This window comes from Paenibacillus thermoaerophilus, from assembly GCF_005938195.1.
Classification (GTDB): domain Bacteria; phylum Bacillota; class Bacilli; order Paenibacillales; family Reconciliibacillaceae; genus Paenibacillus_W; species Paenibacillus_W thermoaerophilus.
Map to the genome: position 1 here is coordinate 1 of NZ_VCQZ01000026.1, position 18,698 is coordinate 18,698.

Annotated in this window: 17 protein-coding genes, 7 tRNA genes and 1 rRNA gene; all 25 read left to right on the plus strand. The window is 59.6% G+C overall.

Annotated features, from left to right (window positions below):
* Positions 1-116, plus strand: a 23S ribosomal RNA gene (locus FE781_RS14990); the annotation flags it as partial.
* 70 nt (positions 117-186) lie between these two features.
* Positions 187-274 (plus strand) — tRNA-Ser (locus tag FE781_RS14995).
* A 15-nt stretch (positions 275-289) separates the two neighbouring features.
* Positions 290-363, plus strand: a tRNA-Met gene (locus tag FE781_RS15000).
* A gap of 24 nt (positions 364-387) precedes the next feature.
* Positions 388-460: transfer RNA gene (locus FE781_RS15005), tRNA-Val, on the plus strand.
* Positions 461-482: 22 nt separating this feature from the next.
* A tRNA-Asp gene (locus tag FE781_RS15010) sits at positions 483-559 on the plus strand.
* Between the two features lie 48 nt (positions 560-607).
* Positions 608-680 (plus strand) — tRNA-Phe (locus tag FE781_RS15015).
* A 6-nt stretch (positions 681-686) separates the two neighbouring features.
* Positions 687-769 (plus strand) — tRNA-Tyr (locus FE781_RS15020).
* An 11-nt stretch (positions 770-780) separates the two neighbouring features.
* Positions 781-853, plus strand: a tRNA-Lys gene (locus FE781_RS15025).
* Positions 854-1,358: 505 nt separating this feature from the next.
* Entirely contained in the window at positions 1,359-2,312 is a 954-nt protein-coding gene (locus FE781_RS15030; RefSeq protein WP_246068198.1) for an MraY family glycosyltransferase, read from the plus strand.
* 95 nt (positions 2,313-2,407) lie between these two features.
* A complete protein-coding gene (locus FE781_RS15035) occupies positions 2,408-3,493 on the plus strand; it encodes a PucR family transcriptional regulator (RefSeq protein ID WP_138790443.1) in 1,086 nt (361 codons plus the stop codon).
* A 90-nt stretch (positions 3,494-3,583) separates the two neighbouring features.
* Positions 3,584-4,702, plus strand: a complete 1,119-nt coding sequence (locus FE781_RS15040) for an ABC transporter ATP-binding protein (RefSeq protein ID WP_138790444.1) — start codon at positions 3,584-3,586, stop codon at positions 4,700-4,702.
* Between the two features lie 117 nt (positions 4,703-4,819).
* Entirely contained in the window at positions 4,820-5,758 is a 939-nt protein-coding gene (hprK, locus tag FE781_RS15045) for an HPr(Ser) kinase/phosphatase (RefSeq protein ID WP_138790445.1), read from the plus strand.
* 21 nt (positions 5,759-5,779) lie between these two features.
* A complete protein-coding gene (lgt, locus tag FE781_RS15050) occupies positions 5,780-6,772 on the plus strand; it encodes a prolipoprotein diacylglyceryl transferase (protein ID WP_211346378.1) in 993 nt (330 codons plus the stop codon).
* 19 nt (positions 6,773-6,791) lie between these two features.
* Positions 6,792-7,451, plus strand: a complete 660-nt coding sequence (gene ppaX, locus FE781_RS15055; protein ID WP_138790446.1) for a pyrophosphatase PpaX — start codon at positions 6,792-6,794, stop codon at positions 7,449-7,451.
* Between the two features lie 75 nt (positions 7,452-7,526).
* On the plus strand, positions 7,527-8,036 hold the full coding sequence (locus FE781_RS15060) for an acyltransferase (protein WP_138790447.1): 510 nt from the start codon (positions 7,527-7,529) through the stop codon (positions 8,034-8,036).
* A gap of 466 nt (positions 8,037-8,502) precedes the next feature.
* On the plus strand, positions 8,503-9,666 hold the full coding sequence (locus tag FE781_RS15065; RefSeq protein WP_138790448.1) for an ATP phosphoribosyltransferase regulatory subunit: 1,164 nt from the start codon (positions 8,503-8,505) through the stop codon (positions 9,664-9,666).
* A 17-nt stretch (positions 9,667-9,683) separates the two neighbouring features.
* Positions 9,684-10,352, plus strand: a complete 669-nt coding sequence (gene hisG / locus FE781_RS15070) for an ATP phosphoribosyltransferase (RefSeq protein WP_138790449.1) — start codon at positions 9,684-9,686, stop codon at positions 10,350-10,352.
* The gene (hisD, locus tag FE781_RS15075) at positions 10,349-11,635 is read left to right on the plus strand and encodes a histidinol dehydrogenase (RefSeq protein WP_138790450.1); all 1,287 of its coding nucleotides are present in this window, start codon (positions 10,349-10,351) and stop codon (positions 11,633-11,635) included. The genes hisG and hisD overlap by 4 nt, the downstream gene beginning before the upstream one ends.
* Positions 11,632-12,237, plus strand: coding sequence for an imidazoleglycerol-phosphate dehydratase HisB (hisB, locus tag FE781_RS15080; RefSeq protein WP_138790451.1), 606 nt, complete (start codon positions 11,632-11,634; stop codon positions 12,235-12,237). Before hisD ends, hisB begins: the two co-directional genes overlap by 4 nt.
* A gap of 5 nt (positions 12,238-12,242) precedes the next feature.
* Positions 12,243-12,881: an imidazole glycerol phosphate synthase subunit HisH gene (hisH, locus tag FE781_RS15085; protein WP_138790452.1), complete on the plus strand. Its 639-nt coding sequence runs from the start codon at positions 12,243-12,245 to the stop codon at positions 12,879-12,881.
* Complete coding sequence (gene hisF / locus FE781_RS15090; protein ID WP_138790453.1) at positions 12,875-13,633, plus strand: imidazole glycerol phosphate synthase subunit HisF; 759 nt, start codon at positions 12,875-12,877, stop codon at positions 13,631-13,633. Before hisH ends, hisF begins: the two co-directional genes overlap by 7 nt.
* Positions 13,630-14,337, plus strand: coding sequence for a bifunctional phosphoribosyl-AMP cyclohydrolase/phosphoribosyl-ATP diphosphatase HisIE (hisIE, locus tag FE781_RS15095; protein WP_138790454.1), 708 nt, complete (start codon positions 13,630-13,632; stop codon positions 14,335-14,337). Before hisF ends, hisIE begins: the two co-directional genes overlap by 4 nt.
* 179 nt (positions 14,338-14,516) lie before the next feature.
* Positions 14,517-15,623, plus strand: coding sequence for an acyltransferase (locus FE781_RS15100; RefSeq protein ID WP_170209563.1), 1,107 nt, complete (start codon positions 14,517-14,519; stop codon positions 15,621-15,623).
* Positions 15,624-15,727: 104 nt separating this feature from the next.
* On the plus strand, positions 15,728-16,678 hold the full coding sequence (locus FE781_RS15105; protein ID WP_138790456.1) for a ribose-phosphate diphosphokinase: 951 nt from the start codon (positions 15,728-15,730) through the stop codon (positions 16,676-16,678).
* Positions 16,679-16,761: 83 nt separating this feature from the next.
* On the plus strand, positions 16,762-18,513 hold the full coding sequence (locus FE781_RS15110) for a tetratricopeptide repeat protein (protein WP_138790457.1): 1,752 nt from the start codon (positions 16,762-16,764) through the stop codon (positions 18,511-18,513).
* Positions 18,514-18,698: the final 185 nt, after the last annotated feature.

Here is an 18,698-nt window from a genome sequence, read left to right on the forward strand (position 1 = left end):
AGATGAGATTTCCCAGCAAGTAAGACCCCTTGAAGACGACGAGGTAGATAGGTTCGAGGTGGAAGCGCGGCAACGCGTGGAGCTGACGAATACTAATCGGTCGAGGGTTTCATCTGGCGAGCCGCAATGAGCGGCAGCGGAAGCAGAAACGATAAGTTCGCATCCAGTTTTGAAGGTGCAACATACGGAGAGATACCCAAGAGGCCGAAGGGGACCCTTTGCTAAAGGGTTAGATCGGGGAACCGGTGCAAGGGTTCGAATCCCTTTCTCTCCGCTTGTACCCTTAAATGGCGGCGTAGCTCAGCTGGCTAGAGCGTTCGGTTCATACCCGAAAGGTCGGGGGTTCGATCCCCTCCGCCGCTATTCCCGATACATACTTCGCAATGTGGACGCTTAGCTCAGCTGGGAGAGCATCTGCCTTACAAGCAGAGGGTCGGCGGTTCGATCCCGTCAGCGTCCATCGCCCGGAAGGGCATTCTCCTGGAGCTGTGGTGTAGAGGCCTAACATGCCTGCCTGTCACGCAGGAGACCGCGGGTTCGAATCCCGTCAGCTCCGCCACCTTTTACAAAAAAAAGCGGGTGAAGGCCCGATCTTTTTTTGTTCTCAGGCTCGGTAGCTCAGTTGGTAGAGCAGAGGACTGAAAATCCTCGTGTCGGCGGTTCGATTCCGTCCCGAGCCACCTTTCGGAGGCTTAGCGAAGTGGCCAAACGCAGCAGACTGTAAATCTGTTCCCGTTCGGGTTCGGTGGTTCGAATCCATCAGCCTCCATTCCGCAGCAAGAGCCATTAGCTCAGTTGGTAGAGCACCTGACTTTTAATCAGGGTGTCGTAGGTTCGAGTCCTACATGGCTCATCGTTCAGAGCCCTGCATGTCGAAAACGATATGCAGGGCTTTTTTATCGAAATCGCATGAATAAGCTTTCGGGGCGGGAGCTAAGCTTCCGCTCCTTTTTTCGTGACGGCGGTACAGACAGCGGGCATGCTCGGGAGAGTGGGCCGCTCATACCCGGCCGTGGCTGTTAACGTTATAAAATATCGGTAACGCGGCCGTACCGCCCTCGCCGTACTCGCTTAACGATGCAGAATATCGCTAACGCCGGGAAACCATCGGAAAAAGCAGGGAACCGGCCCTTTGACGATATTTAATATCGCTAACTTCGTTCGGAGGGCACGAATTTCCGGCAGTAGCGATAATAGATATCGCTAGAAGATCCGTGGGATGCGCAGATGGGCGAGCGGATCACGTTGCGTGGTTTCGTGCGCCGGCACGACCGGGTGGATTCGCGCGAGTGCCGAAGGGTACCCTAAGAAAACGAAGACCAATTTCGGTTACTCTTACGGCGACGGAGGTTATGCATGTGAAAGTGATCGCGGCCGCTCTTATGACATTTGTTTGTGTGGTGCTGCTGGTTCCCTTGGTCAGGACAATCGCTCTCCGCCTGGGCATGGTGGACGTTCCCGGAAGCCGCAAGGTGCATCAAGCGCCTATTCCGCTGATGGGGGGTGTCGCCATCTATGCGGGAACGATCGTGATGACGGCGAGATGGGTGCCGCAGTTGAAGGCGCTGCCCGTTCTGGTCGCGGGCGGCACACTGCTGCTTGTCATCGGGCTGGTGGACGACGCCTTTAAAGCGAAAGGACGGGAGTTCCCCGTCTGGCCGAGACTTGGCGTTTACCTCGCGGCATCGGTGTTGCCTCCGTTGTGGGGCATTCGCGTGGAAGGCGTAACGAACGTATGGGGAGACGGGATGATTCTGTTTCCGGAATGGGTCGCTTGGACGGTCACGGCTCTCTGGATTTTCGCTTTGACAAATATGTTCAACTTCATTGACGGCGTGGACGGATTGGCGTCGGGGATCGGCACCTTGGCGTCTTTTACGCTGGCGGCAACGGCTGTTCTGACCGATCAAGGCTCTATCGCGATCGCGGCTGCCATCATGGGAGGCGCCTGTCTCGGGTTTCTCATTCACAATTTCCATCCGGCGAGAATCTTCATGGGGGACGCGGGAGCGGTGTACCTGGGGTATTCGCTTGGCGTCATATCCGTCGCCGGCTCCATGAAGACGGCGACGGTCCTGTCGGTCGGCGCGGCGCTGCTCGTATTCGCCGTGCCGATCCTCGACACCGTGGTCGTGTTCACGCGCCGGCTTCTGCGCCGGACCGGCCTCCATCGCGCCGACCGGCTGCATACGCATCACCGGCTGCTTCAGCGAGGCTGGTCCCAGGTGCAGACCGTTTCCTTTTTATATTTGATCGGAGCGCTGTTCTCGATCGCGTCCATCCTGCTCGTGCTGATGCAGATGCGGACATAAGCGGCGGTCGCCCGTCCGTTCGTGGATAAAACGGCCCTATGTTATAATGAGGAGGATTAGAGTGTAAGGGGACGACGGAATAAAGGGTGACTCGAGTGAGCTGGGAGAATTTGAGGAGCAAGCTGGGGGATGTCTGGAATATCAAGACCGAGCTGGTTCAACTGCCGGTATCCGAATGGAACGAGAAGGCGGGGAACGAGCGGCATGTATGGACCGAGGACGGTTGTCTCGTCTATTTGGGCCGGGAAGACGGCTGCGTGCATGCGCTGCTGCTGGTCGGCGACCGTCCGACGCACCGGGAGTTGAAGCTGCTGGAGGCTGCGGCGGAGGCATGCCGGCAGCAGCCGGAACGCCGGGCCGCCAGCGGCAGCGAGGAGGAACGCCGCGCCCACAGGCTCAGGGATTGGATCGATTCCCAGCTGGAGCTTGGAATTACGAACGCGGAGCTCCCCGATCTGTTTTCATCGTCCATCGCGATGCAGCAATCCCGCATTCCGTTTCTGATCTACGGCGAGCATGCCGACAGCCGGCGCATCGGCTACACGGAGCTGAAAAAGCTGCTGGAGACGTTTTTTCAGGCGGATGTGGCGCTGATTCCGCTGTCCGACAGGGAATGGCTGATACTGAGCTCGGATCTGCTCCTGAACGAGAGCGAAGCGGAGTGGGGCGAGGGCGAGGCCGGATTGGAGGAAGCGCTTCTGTCGATCGGCGAGGCGCTGCATGAGATGATGGCGAGCGAATCGGTCGGCGAATGCCAGATCGCTCTGAGTTATCCCATTTTGCCAGCCAAGTCTCTGCTCTGGGCCGTCGCGCATCTGCGGGAGACGCTTCTGCTCGGGCGCCAATACCGGATGGGGCGCAGCGTGCACGTTCCGTGGATGCTTCATCTCGAACGCATGGTCAGCGCGGTGCCGGATTCGGACAAGCTGGAATATCTCAATCACGTGCTGAGAGGGTCCGACCGGGCGCTGGATACGGAGACGCTGACGACGCTGGAAGCTTTTTTCGAGATGGACTGCAATGTGAGCGAAACGGCCAAGAAGCTGTACATCCACCGGAATACGCTATTGTACCGTCTGGATAAATTCAAGCAGGAGACGGGCCTCGACGTCCGCGCCTTCCGCCATGCCGTATTGGTGCATATGGCGATCCTATTGTACAAAGTCACGAAAAGGAAGTAATTTTTTTGTACAGTTTGTGCATAGTCACAAAGCCGCCTGCTAAGGTAATATAGACACGTAAGCAATAGTATGATTCGGGGGGAATACCACATGGCAAGCGTTACGCTGCGGCACGTCGTCAAACGTTACCCTGGCGCATCGGAAGATACGGTAAAAGACTTCAACCTGGAAATCAAAGACAAAGAGTTCCTCGTTCTTGTTGGCGCTTCCGGTTGCGGCAAATCCACTACTCTGCGGATGGTAGCAGGTCTGGAAGAAATCACATCCGGCGAGCTGTACATCGGCGATCGTCTGGTCAACGATGTTGCTCCGAAAGACCGCGATATTGCAATGGTATTCCAATCCTACGCGCTGTATCCGCACATGAACGTCTATCAGAACATGGCGTTCGGTCTGAAACTGCGCAAATTCAAAAAAGCTGAAATCGACAAACGCGTGCGTGAAGCCGCGAAAATTCTCGATATCGAACATCTGCTGGACCGCAAGCCGAAGGCTCTGTCCGGCGGTCAGCGCCAACGCGTCGCTCTGGGCCGCGCGATCGTCCGCGAACCGCAAGTGTTCCTGATGGACGAACCGCTCTCCAACCTGGACGCGAAACTGCGCGTGCAAATGCGCGCCGAGATCGGCAAGCTGCACAAACGTCTGGAAACGACGATTATCTACGTGACCCACGACCAGACGGAAGCCATGACGATGGGCGACCGGATCGTCGTGATGCACCAGGGCATCATCCAGCAAGCCGCTTCGCCGGAAGAAATCTACAACCATCCGGTGAACATGTACGTAGCGGGCTTCATCGGCTCCCCGTCCATGAACTTCATGAACGGTAGGCTGGTGGAAGAAGGCGGCGTCGTTCGCTTCAAAACGACCGGCGTTGACGTGGTTATTCCCGAAGGCAAAGCGAAACGCCTGCGCGAGCAAGGCTACATCGGCAAAGAAGTCGTATTCGGCATCCGTCCGGAGGACATCCACGACGAGCCGCTGTTCCTCGAAGGATCGCCGGACAGCATCGTAAACGCTCACGTCGAACTGTCCGAGAACCTCGGTCACGAGATGTACCTGTACATCAACGGCCTGGGCAATCAGACGGTAATCGCCCGCGTAGACGGACGCTCCGGATTCAAAGACGGCGTCAATGTCAAACTGGCGTTCGACATGAACAAAATCCATATCTTCGACAAAGAAACGGAGAAAAACGTCCTGCTGTAAGGCGGAACGTCCGGACAGGGGAGAAGCGAAGGCTTCTCCCCTGTTGATTTTACCCCGATATTCCGTTACGATGAAAACATTGGAAGCACTTGCGCGGAGACAGAAGGAGACGCAGCTATGGCGAAGAAAGTGAAGGTAGCGGACCTCGTCCAGCACTTCAACCTCGAAGTGGTCGAGGGCGAGGCCGGGTTGAAACGGCAAATCACCACGGCGGATTTGTACCGGCCCGGTTTGGAATTGGCCGGCTTTTTTGATTTTCACCCGAAAGAGCGGGTGCAAATGCTGGGGAAAACCGAGCTGTCGTTCTTCGAGTCGTTGACGCCGGAGCAGCGGCAGGAGCGCATGCATCGATTATGTCATGACGATACGCCTTGCGTCATCGTCTGTCACGGACTGGACGTGCCGCAGGAGATGCTGGCGGCTGCCCGCGAGAGCGGCATACCGATTCTGCGCAGTCCGGTGACGACGACGATTCTGATCAGCCGCATTACCGGCTTTCTGGAAAATCGGCTGGCGCCGACGACCACGATTCACGGGGTGCTCGTCGATGTTTACGGCATCGGCATTCTCATCACCGGTTCGAGCGGCATCGGCAAAAGCGAGACGGCGCTGGAGCTTGTGAAGCGGGGACACCGTCTGGTGGCCGACGACGCGGTCGAAATCCGTCAATCGGCGGATAACGAGCTGATCGGGAACGCACCCGAGCTGATCAAGCATCTGCTTGAAATACGCGGGGTCGGCATCATTAACGTCATGACGCTGTTCGGGGCCGGAGCCGTCCGCAATGTGAAAAAAATCGCCGTTGTCGTCAAGCTGGAGAATTGGCAGCAGGACAAGGAATACGACCGTCTCGGGCTGGACGAGGAAATGACGCGCATCATCGATACGGATCTGCCGCTCGTGACGGTTCCGGTGCGTCCGGGGCGGAACCTGGCCGTCATCATCGAGGTGGCGGCGATGAACTACCGGCTGAAGCGGATGGGATACAACGCGGCGCTGCAATTCACCAACAAGCTGACGGAGACGCTGTCGATGGATCTAGACGATCTGGAATAGGAACCGAGAGGGGACGTAAGGATGTTGTTGTCTATGATCAATCCGGTCGCGATTGCGCTGGGGCCGATTAAGGTCCATTGGTACGGAATCATATTGGGGCTCGGAGCATTGGCCGGTCTGTATCTCGCGATTCGGGAAGGGCGCCGCTTCAAGATGGCTCCGGAATTTTTCATGGATCTGCTGCTGATCGGCGTGCCTTCGGCGATTGTCGCCGCCAGAATCTATTACGTGGCGTTCCAGTGGGAGAGTTACCGCGATAATATTTGGAGCGTGTTCAAAATATGGGAGGGCGGCATCGCGATCTACGGCGCCCTGATCGGCGCGATCGTGTCGGCCTTCCTGTATGTGCGGGCCAAAGGCTACAGCTTCTGGCGGATCGCGGATATTTGCGCGCCTTCGCTGCTGGTCGGCCAGATGATCGGCCGTTGGGGCAACTTCGTGAACCAGGAGGCGTACGGCGGCCCCGTATCCGAGAGCTTCCTGCGGGATACGCTGCATCTTCCCGGCTTTATCGTGGATATGATGTATATCAAAGGGGCGTATCATCACCCGACCTTCCTGTACGAGTCGCTGTGGAACCTCGCCGGATTGCTTGTGCTTCTCGTGCTTCGCCGCAGGCCGTTCCTGCGCGCCGGCGAGTTGTTCATGACCTATTTTATCTGGTATTCGCTGGGGCGGTTCTTCATCGAAGGATTGCGTACGGATAGCCTGGTATTCAACGGCCCGGCATGGCTGGAGAACTTCCTGGCCGTGCTCTGGCTGCCGATGGACGCGGTATTCGAGCCGGGTGAGATGACCGGCGGCAACATCCGAATCTCGCAACTGCTCGCGCTGCTTATTATCGTGGCCGCCGCGATCCTGATCGTCGTGCGCCGGCGCAAGGGATGGGCGAAGGAACGTTATTCCGATCCGATTCTCGGACGGGGAGACACGGCTGCCGGCGGAGCGGAAGCCGCGAAGGAAGGAACTCTTGCCGCGAAGGAGCCGGAGCAGCCGAAACAGTCGAACGATTAACCAAAGGAGCTGCAGCCAGATGGACGCCGTGTTATTCGATCTCGACGGGACGATCCTCGATACAAACGAATTGATTATCGAAACGTTCCTGCATATTTTGAAAGACCGCACCAGCAAGCCGCTCACCCGGGAATTCATCTCCGCGAATATGGGGCTGGCGTTGAAGGATCAACTGCGTTTCTTCACGGGAAGGGAAGACGTGGACGATCTGGTGCCGATCTACCGCGAGTACAACATCCGCCGCCACAACGACCTGGTCACCGCTTTTCCGCATGTGCTGGAGGTGCTGGCGCAGTTGAAGGAACACGGATGCCGGATCGGCGTCGTGACGAACAAGGCGCGCGTGACGACTGAGATGGGACTTCGGCACACGGGGATCGACGCGTACGTCGACGAAGTGCTGACGGTGGACGATGTCCGGAACCCGAAGCCGGACCCGGAGATGATCGTTCGCATGATGGACAAGCTGGGAACCGCTCCGGAGCGGACGCTTATGGTCGGAGACAGCCACTACGACATCCTGGCGGCTCACCGGGCCGGCGTCCGGGCCGTTGGCGTGGCCTGGTCGCTCAAAGGGACCGGGGTATTAAAAGAACACGGAGCGGATTGGATTATCGAGGATATCCGGGAACTGCCGAAGATCGCAGGAATCGTTTCGGGAGCCGGCGGAAGCTTGTGACCGGCGCGCCGGGACGGATGGCGGAGAGGCCTCCGTTCCGGCGCTTCGCCGATTGTGCAGAAGGAGTCGGTGGGCATGCGGAGAACGGAAAAATATCCGGTAACCGGGCCGAATGCGTTATGGCAAATTTATCGGACGGTCAGTCCGTGGAAAGGCGTCAAAAACTTTATTGTGATTCAGATCGCCCGATACACGCCGCTGCTTCCCGTGAAAAACTGGATGTACCGCCGGCTGCTCGGCATGAAGGTCGGCAAACAGGCGGCGTTTGCCCTGATGGTGATGCCGGACGTGTTTTTTCCCGAACGGATTCAGGTCGGCGACAATACGATTATCGGCTACAACACCACGATATTGGCGCATGAATATTTGATTAAGGAATACCGTCTCGGGGACGTCAAGATCGGTTCGAATGTGATGATCGGCGCGAATACGACCATCCTGCCGGGAGTGGAAATCGGGGATCACGCCGTCGTCTCCGCCGGGACGCTGGTCCACAAGGATGTGCCCGCGTATACGATGGTAGGCGGCAACCCGATGCGGATCATTCGCCATCTCCGGGAGCGGGAGGACGAGGAGCGGCAATAACCCGGCCCGGCTCGGGCAAGCGGGAACGGGCGGGGAGGACTTGGCCGCGAAGCTGCGAACGGCGGAGAAGACGCGATGGGTATACGCCCGGCAAGCTGGCGTTCGGTCGGTAACGATCCGTGCGGACACTTGCGTCTATTGACGCAGGTGTCTTTTGTTTCATATACTTCGTCACGTGTGACCATGAAGCAAACGGGCGGCGGTTGAACGAATGGGAACGCGGTTATACGGCCGAAGCGCGGAAGGCAGCCAAGCATGACGGGCGAGGGACAGCGCATGCCGGCCCGGCGGGGGGCCCGACTTGGCCGAAGGCGGGTGAAGAGGCCGGTTGTCGATTGACGGAAACGGCTTAGGCATGGTACACTAACCGATATATTCTTTAGTTTGTTAGCAATCTAACACTTTAACGTGTTAAAGATAACATAGAGAGATGGGGCTCAGCAATACGATGACCGGGGGGAAATTTGTGTCTAAACCGAAAGTATTCGAAAAACCGGCCGGACTCAGGGACTATTTGCCGGAAGCCGCCGCTCGGCTCAGGCAGATCGAACTAAGCGTGCTGGATTGCATCGAGCGGTGGGGTTACCGCCAAATCATCACGCCGACTCTGGAATATTACGATACGGTAGGCGTGGCGAGCTCGACGTCCGACAAAAAGCTGTTTAAGCTGCTGGACCGCAACGGCACGACGATCGTGCTGCGTCCGGAGCTGACCGCGCCGATCGCGCGCGTGGTGGCTTCGCTGCTGAAGCAGGAGCCGTTTCCGTTGAGGTTGTCTTATCATTCCAACGTATTCCGCGCCTTTGACGACGAGGCGGGCAAAGAATCGGAATTTCTGCAAACCGGCGTCGAGCTGATCGGAGACGGGACGGCCGAAGCGGACGCGGAGATTATCGCGCTGGCGGTCGCTTGCCTGGAAGCCGCAGGCGTGCCGAAGTTCAAGCTGGCGGTTGGGCATGCGGGGTTCCTGCACGGTTTGTTCGAGGAGCTGCTGCCGAACCGCCCGGAGCAGCAATATCTGCTGAAGGAATGCCTGATCAACCGGGATTTCGTCGGCTTCCGCGAACAGCTTGCCGGGATGCGGCTGAAGCCGGAAGTGCACGCCGAGCTGGAGGGGATTCTGCGGCTGCGCGGCGGGCGCGAGATCTGCCAGCAGGCGCACGGCCGGGTCAGAACGGAGGCGACGCAGGACGCGCTGATGAAGCTGTGCGAAGTATGGGATGTCCTGCAGGCGTACGGCGTATCCGACCGGGTCAGCATCGACCTGACGCTGATCGGCGATTTCTCCTATTACACCGGCATTACGTTTGAAGGCTACGCGGCCGATCTGGGCTTCCCCGTGGTCAGCGGCGGGCGCTACGACAATCTGCTCGGCCAGTTCGGCCGGCCGGCGCCCGCAACCGGGTTCGCGCTGAAGACGAACCGCATCCTGGAGATTGCGACGGGGCTCGGCGAGCCGAAGCGGGAGCGGGTGCTCGTGCTGTACGCCGCGCACCGCCGCGACGAGGCGCTGCGTCAGGCCAGCGAGCTGCGCCGGCAAGGGACGGTTATTGTGGAGACCCGGCGGTTGGCGGATGAGAACGCGGAGCATGCCGCCGCGTCGTACAGCCGCGTGCTGAGGCTGGAATAGGAGAGAGGTGCACGATCATGGACGAACTGCTTAAGATCGCCGTCCCGAAGGGGCGCATCAGCAAACATATATCGCGCATGTTTGCGGAGGCGGGCTTCGCGATTCCGGAGGAGCTGGAGGAGACGCGCAAGTTTATCCTCGATGTGCCGGAAGCGGGCTTCCGGTTCATCATCGCCAAACCGGCGGACGTGCCCGTATACGTGGAATACGGCGCGGCCGACCTGGGCGTGGCGGGCAAGGACGTGTTGCTGGAGGCGAACCGCGACGTCTACGAGCTTCTCGATCTCGACATTGCCCGCTGCCGCATGTCGGTGATCGCCCTGCCGGACTGGCGGCCGACGCTTCATCCGCGCGTGGCGACGAAGTTCCCGAATGTCGCGTCCAAATATTTCCGCGAGCAAGGCCAGCAGGTCGAGATCATCCAGCTTAACGGCAACATCGAGCTGGCTCCGCTGATCGGTCTGGCCGACCGGATCGTCGACCTGGTCGAAACCGGCGGCACGATCCGCGAGAATGGGCTGGTCGAGATGGAGAAAATTATCGATATCACCAGCCGGCTGATTGCCAATCGGGGCAGCTACCGGATGAAAAATGAGCCGATCCAACGCTTGTGCGACCGGCTGCAGCAAGTGCTGAACGCGCGGGCGGAAGCGAAACGGGCGGCGGCGGGAGGCGCTAACGGATGAACATCATAAAGGCGGAGCAATTCAATCTGGAACGCCGGATCGAGTACGGGACACCCGAGCAAAACGACGCGGTCCACAGCATTCTTGCCGCTGTGCGCGAGCGCGGAGACGCGGCATTGAGGGAGTTCACCGAGCAGTTCGACAAGGTGCGGGTGGACGACCTCCGTGTCGGCGAAGAAGAGCTGAAAGCCGCCTACGCGCAGGTCGACTCGAAGTTTCTCGAAGCGCTGCGCCGGGCGGCGGCGAACATCCGCGAATTCCACGAGAAGCAGAAACGCGTCTCGTGGTTCGATACGGCGGCCGACGGCACGATTCTCGGACAGACGATCAAGCCGCTGGGGCGGGTCGGCCTGTACGTGCCGGGCGGCAAGGCGGCATATCCGTCCAGCGTGCTGATGAACGCGATCCCCGCGCAGGTAGCCGGCGTACGCGAGATCGCGATGGTGACGCCTCCGGCGACGGCCGGCCAGGCCGGGATCAACCCGTACATTCTCGTGGCGGCGGCCGAAGCGGGCATCACCGAAATCTACCGCGTCGGCGGCGCGCAGGCGATTGCGGCGCTCGCCTACGGCACGGAGTCGATCCGGCCCGTCGACAAGATCGTCGGCCCCGGCAACATCTACGTCGCGCTGGCGAAGCGCTATGTCTACGGCGTCGTCGATATCGACAGCATCGCCGGACCGAGCGAGATCGTCGTGCTGGCGGACGACAGCGCCGACGCGGAGTATGTCGCGGCCGATCTGCTGTCGCAGGCCGAGCATGACGAGATGGCGTCGGCGATTCTGGTGACGACGAGCGAGCCGTTCGGCCGCGCCGTGGCGGCCGAGGTGGAGCGCCAACTGGAGTCGCTGCCGCGCCGCGAGATCGCGCGCCGTTCGATCGACGAACGCGGGGCGATCCTGCTGGTGGACAGCCTCGAACAAGGCGTTGACGTGATCAACCGGCTGGCGCCGGAGCACTTGGAGATCATCGTGCCGAATCCGTTCGACTGGCTCGGCCGGATCGACAATGCGGGCGCGGTCTTCCTCGGTCCGTACAGTTCGGAGCCGGTGGGCGATTATTTCGCGGGGCCGAACCACATCCTGCCGACCAACGGCACGGCGCGGTTCTCGTCTCCGCTTAACGTGGACGATTTCCTGAAGAAGACAAGCGTGATCTCCTACAGCAAGCGGGCGTTGCTGCGGGACGGAGCCGACATTATGACGCTGGCCCGGCACGAAGGGCTGGAAGCCCACGCGAGAGCGATCGAGGTACGGTTAAAGAAAGAGGGGAACGAAGCATGAGCGAGGCGGCGCAGCAACCGCGCACGGCAAGCATTGCGCGCAAAACGAACGAGACGGACATCAAGCTGACGTTCGGCGTGGACGGGTCCGGTCAAGCGGACATCGTCACGGACGTTCCGTTTCTGAATCATATGCTGGATCTGTTCGCGAAGCACGGCCAGTTCGATCTGAAGGTCGAAGCGGAAGGCGACGTGCACATCGACGACCACCATACGGTCGAGGATATCGGCATCTGCCTCGGCCAGGCGCTGCTGGAAGCGCTCGGCGACAAACGAGGCATCAAGCGGTACGCCAGCGTATTCGTGCCGATGGACGAGGCGCTGGCGCAGGTCGTCATCGATATCAGCGGACGGCCTCATTTCGAGTACCGGGCGGAATATCCGTCGGCTCAAGTCGGCAGCTTCTCCACGGAGATGGTGCATGAGTTTTTGTGGAAGCTGGCGCTGGAGGCGCGCATCACGCTGCACGTCATCGTCCACTACGGCCAAAACACGCACCATATGATCGAAGCGGTGTTCAAGGCGTTAGGCCGCGCGCTCGACGAAGCAACCAGCCTCGACCCCCGCGTGAAAGGCGTGCCGTCGACGAAAGGAGTGCTGTAAGCCCGATGATCGCGATTATCGACTACGGTATGGGCAATCTGCACAGCGTCAGCCAGGCGGTGAAGAAGCTCGGCTTCGAAGCCGTCGTAACCGGAGACGCGAAGGAGATCGCCGCAGCCGACGGGGCGATATTGCCGGGCGTCGGTGCATTCGGCGACGCTATGGCCAATCTTCGGCAGTCGGGGCTGGACGATGCCGTTCGCGCCTTCGCGGCGGGCGGCAAGCCGCTGCTGGGCATCTGCCTCGGCATGCAGCTTCTGTTCGACGAGAGCGAAGAGCACGGCTGGCATCGGGGATTAGGCTTGCTGCCGGGACGCGTCGTGCGGTTTCGGGGTGATTACAAGGTCCCGCATATGGGCTGGAACGAGCTGGAGCTGCGGCAGCCGGAGCATCCGCTGTTCCGGGGCGTGTCAGGCGGACACGTCTATTTCGTCCATTCGTATCATGCGCTGCCGGAGGTTCCGAGCGATCTGCTCGCGACGACCGACTACCATCAGCCGGTAACGGCGATCGTAGGCCGGGGCAACGTCAGCGGCATGCAGTTCCATCCCGAGAAAAGCGGCGAGACCGGCATGAAGCTGCTCCGAAACTTCCTGGAACTGTGCGGTCCTTCCGCCGCGGAAGGGGGACGGCAAGCATGCTGACGAAGCGGATTATTCCTTGTCTGGACGTGAAGGATGGACGGGTAGTGAAGGGCGTTAACTTCGTCAATCTGCGTGACGCGGGAGACCCCGTCGAGCTTGCCCGGGTCTACGACCGCGAGGGCGCGGACGAGCTGGTGTTCCTCGACATCTCCGCTTCGGTCGAAGGGCGGGCGACGATGGTCGAGGTCGTGCGGAAGACGGCCGCCGAGATTACGATCCCGTTCACGGTCGGGGGCGGCATCGCCAGTACGGACGATATGAAGCGTCTGCTGCGCGCGGGCGCGGACAAGATCGGCATCAACACCGCGGCGGTGCGGAATCCGAGGCTGGTCGCCGAAGGGGCGGAGAAGTTCGGCTCCCAATGCATGGTCGTTGCGATCGACGCGCGGTTCAACCCGGAATGGGGCGAATGGGAGGTCGTGACGCACGGCGGCCGCAATCCGACCGGACTGCGGGCTCTGGAGTGGGCGCGCGAGGTCGAACGGCTCGGAGCGGGCGAGATCCTGCTCACCAGCATGGACGCCGACGGGACCAAGGACGGCTTCGACCTGCCGCTGACGAAGGCGGTATCCGATGCGCTGTCGATTCCGGTGATCGCTTCGGGCGGCGCCGGAGCGCCGGAGCATTTCTACGACGTATTCACGGAGGGTAAGGCGGACGCCGGACTGGCCGCGACGATTTTTCATTATAAGGAATTAACGATTGACGGCGTTAAAAATTATGTCAGACAGAGAGGGGTGCCGATCCGATGAGCGGCAGCGATGCGGCGAAATGGGAAGGAGCTTGGGATGCCTCCCGTTATGAAGAATTGGCGTCCGTCATCCGCTGGGACGGGGACGGCCTCGTGCCGGCGATCGTGCAGGACGCCGCAAGCAAGGACGTCTTGATGCTGGCGTATATGAACAAGGAGTCGCTCCGGCGCACGCTCGAATCCGGCGAGACGTGGTTCTGGAGCCGCTCGCGGGGCGAACTGTGGCACAAGGGCGCGACCAGCGGAAATACGCAGCGCGTGCGCAAGCTTTCTTACGATTGCGACGGCGATACGCTGCTGATCGCGGTCGACCCGGCGGGCCCGGCTTGCCATACGGGACAATATACGTGCTTCCGTAACGTCGTTATGGCAGGGGACTCGGCGGCGGCCGATTCAACGGGCGACCGGTTCCGCATGCTGGGGACGCTGGAAAGCACGATCGCGCAGCGCGACGCGGAGCGTCCGGAAGGCGCGTATACGACGTACCTGTTCGAGAAGGGCGTCGACAAGATCCTGAAGAAGGTCGGCGAAGAGACGGCGGAAGTGATTATCGCGGCCAAAAACAAAGACAACGAGGAGCTTCGTTACGAAGCGAGCGATTTGATCTTCCACTTGATGGTTCTGCTGCGCGAGCGCAAGCTGCCGCTGGACGACGTCATGGCCGAGCTGGAACGCCGCCATCTTCATCCGAAGCCGAAAAAATAAACCCATCCGCAGAACAAGCCTCTCGATCGCAAAAGCGATCCGGGGGCTTTTGTCATGAAAAAACGAATAACATGGCCGGCAACCCGGAGGATTTTTCGGATTGTTCCCCAAGAGGAGGTTTTTCCTTCTTTACGGCGGCCGGTTTTGTGGTAGCATGGTTAAGGGGAGAGGGGGACATCATGAAAAAGTTGCAAGAAATCGATTTGGTCCGCGGAATCGCGATCCTCGCCGTCGTTTTTATTCACGCCAGCGCCGGGGCGGTCGGCGGGCTGCCCGAGGGAACGCCGTGGCACTCGTTCTTTTTTACCGCCAATCAGTTGATGCTGTTTGCGGTGCCCGTCTTTCTGTTTATCAGCGGGCTTGTGCTTGCCTACCGGTACAAGGGCCGGTGGGACGGGCGAGAGATGCTGAAGTTTTACCGGAAGCGTCTGACCCAGATTATGATTCCGTTTCTCGTCTGGTCGGCCGTGTTCTACGCGTACTTCTATATCGTGCCGAGATTGGTTCAGCCCTCGCAGATCCCCGGACATTGGTGGTCGCTGCTGCCGTGGGGCCAATCGTCCTATCATCTGTATTATTTAAGCATCATCATTCAATTTTATCTGCTGTTTCCGATTCTGATGGAGCTGTTGAAGCGATTCCCGAAGTTGAATGCGGCGCTGGTTCCGATCGGAGCCGCCGCGCAGATCGCGTTTTACTTGGCAAACGAACACTGGGGGCCGTTCGAGCATAAGCCGACGATCGTGTTCAATTACATGTTCGTGCTTCTGACGGGGTGCTGGATCGGTTGGAACTATGAGCGCTGGCGCTCCCTTCATCGGAAGCTCGGCGCGCCTGTCGTTCTGTTCGCGGTCGCGGCCGGCGGAGCGTTTCTCGTCCGGGTCTGGACGACAGGCAAGGTGAACTGGCCGGCGTTGACCTACGACACGACCTTCCATCTGTACGGACTGGCCGCCGCCCTGCTGTTCCTCTGGCTGGGAGCCGCCGTCCAAAGCCGGCGCGACCGGAAGCCGCTGCGCCTGCTCGCCCTGATCGGACAAGCGTCGTTCGGGATTTATCTCGTGCATCCTCTGGTGCTGTCGATGTGGGATACGTATACGAAAAGCGCGGGTCTGCACGCGATGAACAAGGCTGTGCTGCTCGGAGGCTTCGTTGTGACGGTTGCCGTCAGCCTCGCGTTGTCTCTCGGCTACAGCCGGGCGGCAATCGAGTGGCGGGGTACGCGTCCGGCTTCCGGGGACGTTCCGCAATCCCCATCCGGACCGGGCAAGGCGCTCGGAGCGTAAGGAGGGCACATTTTTTTCGACACATTTAGTACACATTTCGGCAATTTGAAAATACATGCCTGCACGTTATAATAAAGGCATGCAAATCCCATAGGAGGTAAGCCATGCAAGGCCACAACGTGAAGATTTTCTCCGGGTCTTCGAACCCGAAGCTCGCGCAAGCGATCTGTAAGGAGCTTGGTCAGCCGTTGGGCAAAATCAAGCTGTCGCGCTTCAAAAGCGGCGAAGTATACTGTCTGTACGAAGAAACGATCCGGAACTGCGACGTATTCCTCGTTCAGACATTCTCGCATCCGATCAACGAGCATTTAGTCGAACTGCTGGTCATGATCGATGCGGCGAAACGCGCATCCGCGCGTACGATCAACCTGATCGTGCCGTACTACGGATATTCCCGCCAAGAGCGCAAATCAGCGCCTCGCGAGCCGATATCGGCGAAGATGCTCGCGGACGTGCTGACTACAGTCGGAGCGAGCCGGATTATGACGTTGGATTTGCATGCGCCAGCCATCCAAGGTTTCTTTAATATTCCGGTTGACCATCTCACCGCGCTGGACCTGATCAGCGACTACATCCAATCGCTGAACGTGGAAAATCCGGTTGTCGTATCGCCGGATGCGGGCCGCGCGACAACCGCGGAAAATTTGGCCAATATCCTGAACGCGCCGTTTGCGATTATGATCAAGAAGCGTCCCGAGCACAACCAATCGGTGATTACGCATGTCATCGGCGAGGTCGAAGGCCGGACCCCGATCATTATCGAGGACTTGATCGATACGGGCACAACCATCGTGAATGTCGTCGAAAGTCTGAAAGAACGCGGAGCGAAAGACGCCCTGATCTGCGCGACCCACCCTGTGTTCTCCGGTCCGGCGCTGCAGCGTCTGGATCATCCGAGCATCCGGGAGGTCGTCATTACCGACTCGATTGCGATTCCGGAAGAGGCTTCCAACCGGTTCCGGGTGCTGTCGGTGGCCAAGCTGTTTGCCGACGCCATCCGCATCATCGAAGAAGGCGGAAGCCTTAGCACATTGTTTAAATACGGCGGCGTCTGATATACTCAAGGAAACCGGCCCCGCGTCCCGATCGGGGCGCGGGCTTGTTTATTCTACGAATGGGAAGACCGGAGGTGTCGCCGATGAAGTCGAACAACCCCGCGGCGGGAACGCGCAAACCGAATATTATCCCGATCGCGATGGATGCGACGTTTTTCTATGAGCGCGCCGTCCAGTCTATGGACCGTCACCGGTACGACCGGGCTTTGAAGTATTTTCGCCGAGCCGCCGAGTACGAGCCGGAGAATCCGGTGAATCATTGCAATCTGGCGGGAGTTTTGTCCGAGTTGGGCGATTACGGGGAATCCAACCGGATTTTGCAGCATGTGCTGGACCATTTGGATTCGACCATGACGGAATGTTATTTCTATATGGCGAACAATTATGCCAATATGGACGATTTCGAATCCGCGGAGAAGGCGCTGATTCGTTATCTCGAACAGGACCCTGACGGACACTATCTGGACGAAGCGCAAGAGATGATGGATTTCCTCAGCCAGGAGCTGGAGCGTCCCATAACCGTCGCCACGATCAAATGCCGGGAAGGGCTGTTCGAGCATGACCGGGCCCGGGCCTTGCTGGAGGAAGGCAAATTCGCCGAAGCGGTTCGCGTGCTGGAGAAGCTGGTCAAGAGCAGGCCGGAGTTTCTGGCGGCGCGCAACAATCTGGCATTGGCGTATTACTACATGGGGCAGTTTGAAAAAGCGGCGACGACGATTCAAGACGTGCTGGACATCGAGCCGGGCAATCTGCACGGGTTGTGCAATCTGGCGATTTTTTGCCAGCACGCCGGCGACCGGGAGCGTCTGGAGTCGCTGCTGGGACTGCTGCGCAAGACGCTGCCCTTCCATCAGGAGCATCTGTTCAAGATGGCGACGACGATGGGCATTCTTGGCGAGCACGAGGCGGCATACGGATTGTTCCGCCGCTTGCTTAGACACGGAGGCGGACGTCAAGAGCCTTGCTTGTACCATTATGCGGCCGTGGCCGCGTACAATACCGGACGGACCGACGAAGCGCGCCGATTGTGGGCTCGCGCGGGCCAAATGGATCCCGAAGCGCCGATCGCGGATTATTATCTGAGCAAGCTGGAGCTGCCGGAGGAGGAGCGGCCGGACAAAGTCAGCTATCACTACCATTTGCCGCTCGAAGAACAGTTGAAGAAGCTGGTGTCCGATCCGAGCGGGGCGATCCCGGAACAGCTTCGCCGCGATCCTCTGGTCCGCTCGTCGTTTTTCTGGGCGCTGCGCCACGGCGACCCCGGCACGAAGCTGCAGGTCATTCAGGCGTTCGGTCTTATCGCGGATCAAGAAGTGGAATACGCGCTGCGCGATTTTCTGCTGGACCCGAATCAGCAGGACGAATTGAAGAAGGTGGCGCTGTACGTTCTCCGCTCCATGAACATATCCGAACCGCTGCATGTCGTCATCGGCGGCGAGCAGGTGGTCGTGCGCGCCAAGCCGATCTCCTCGAAGCTGCCGGAATGGCGCGACCGCTGGCAGGAGATTCTCGAATTGGCCAAGTCGCGCATGGATCAGCGTTACGACGTGGTGCAGCAGCATGACGCGGAGACGCTGTGGGTCGAGTTTCTGTCGCGCACCTATCCCAACGTTCCGAAGATGGTGAAGCCGGACGGCTGGGCTGCCGCGCTCGAATACTGGACGGCGAAGATGCACCGACGACGTCTGACGTACCACGACGTGGCCCTGCGGTACGGCGTGTCGATCACAACGGTCAGCCGCAACGCGAAAATGATCGACGAAGCCTGTTCGCTGCGCGAGAAGATGAAGGCTCTCTTCTTGCGTTGGGACGGCAACGGACAGACGGAGGAGTAACGGCTTGGCGGTCCCGCGGTTGGCGGATGCGGTCCGGCGCGTTGCGAGGAGATCGACGAATGCGGCCGGAGCGTTCGCGCGCGGGGATTCAGCGCGAGCAAAAAAACCGTCAGGACGCGGTCCTGGCGGTTTTTTTCAGGCCATACCGGGCGTTAGGGCATTTCCGGGTTCGAGACTACATAATG

Excerpts from the sequence above, each read along its gene's own strand:
- FE781_RS15040 (WP_138790444.1), top strand. The coding sequence starts at position 3,584 with ATGGCAAGCGTTACGCTGCGGCACGTCGTCAAACGTTACCCTGGCGCA.
- hprK (WP_138790445.1), top strand. The coding sequence starts at position 4,820 with ATGGCGAAGAAAGTGAAGGTAGCGGACCTCGTCCAGCACTTCAACCTC.
- lgt (WP_211346378.1), top strand. The coding sequence starts at position 5,780 with ATGTTGTTGTCTATGATCAATCCGGTCGCGATTGCGCTGGGGCCGATT.
- ppaX (WP_138790446.1), top strand. The coding sequence starts at position 6,792 with ATGGACGCCGTGTTATTCGATCTCGACGGGACGATCCTCGATACAAAC.
- FE781_RS15060 (WP_138790447.1), top strand. The coding sequence starts at position 7,527 with ATGCGGAGAACGGAAAAATATCCGGTAACCGGGCCGAATGCGTTATGG.
- hisG (WP_138790449.1), top strand. The coding sequence starts at position 9,684 with ATGGACGAACTGCTTAAGATCGCCGTCCCGAAGGGGCGCATCAGCAAA.
- hisD (WP_138790450.1), top strand. The coding sequence starts at position 10,349 with ATGAACATCATAAAGGCGGAGCAATTCAATCTGGAACGCCGGATCGAG.
- hisB (WP_138790451.1), top strand. The coding sequence starts at position 11,632 with ATGAGCGAGGCGGCGCAGCAACCGCGCACGGCAAGCATTGCGCGCAAA.
- hisH (WP_138790452.1), top strand. The coding sequence starts at position 12,243 with ATGATCGCGATTATCGACTACGGTATGGGCAATCTGCACAGCGTCAGC.
- hisF (WP_138790453.1), top strand. The coding sequence starts at position 12,875 with ATGCTGACGAAGCGGATTATTCCTTGTCTGGACGTGAAGGATGGACGG.
- hisIE (WP_138790454.1), top strand. The coding sequence starts at position 13,630 with ATGAGCGGCAGCGATGCGGCGAAATGGGAAGGAGCTTGGGATGCCTCC.
- FE781_RS15100 (WP_170209563.1), top strand. The coding sequence starts at position 14,517 with ATGAAAAAGTTGCAAGAAATCGATTTGGTCCGCGGAATCGCGATCCTC.
- FE781_RS15105 (WP_138790456.1), top strand. The coding sequence starts at position 15,728 with ATGCAAGGCCACAACGTGAAGATTTTCTCCGGGTCTTCGAACCCGAAG.
- FE781_RS15110 (WP_138790457.1), top strand. The coding sequence starts at position 16,762 with ATGAAGTCGAACAACCCCGCGGCGGGAACGCGCAAACCGAATATTATC.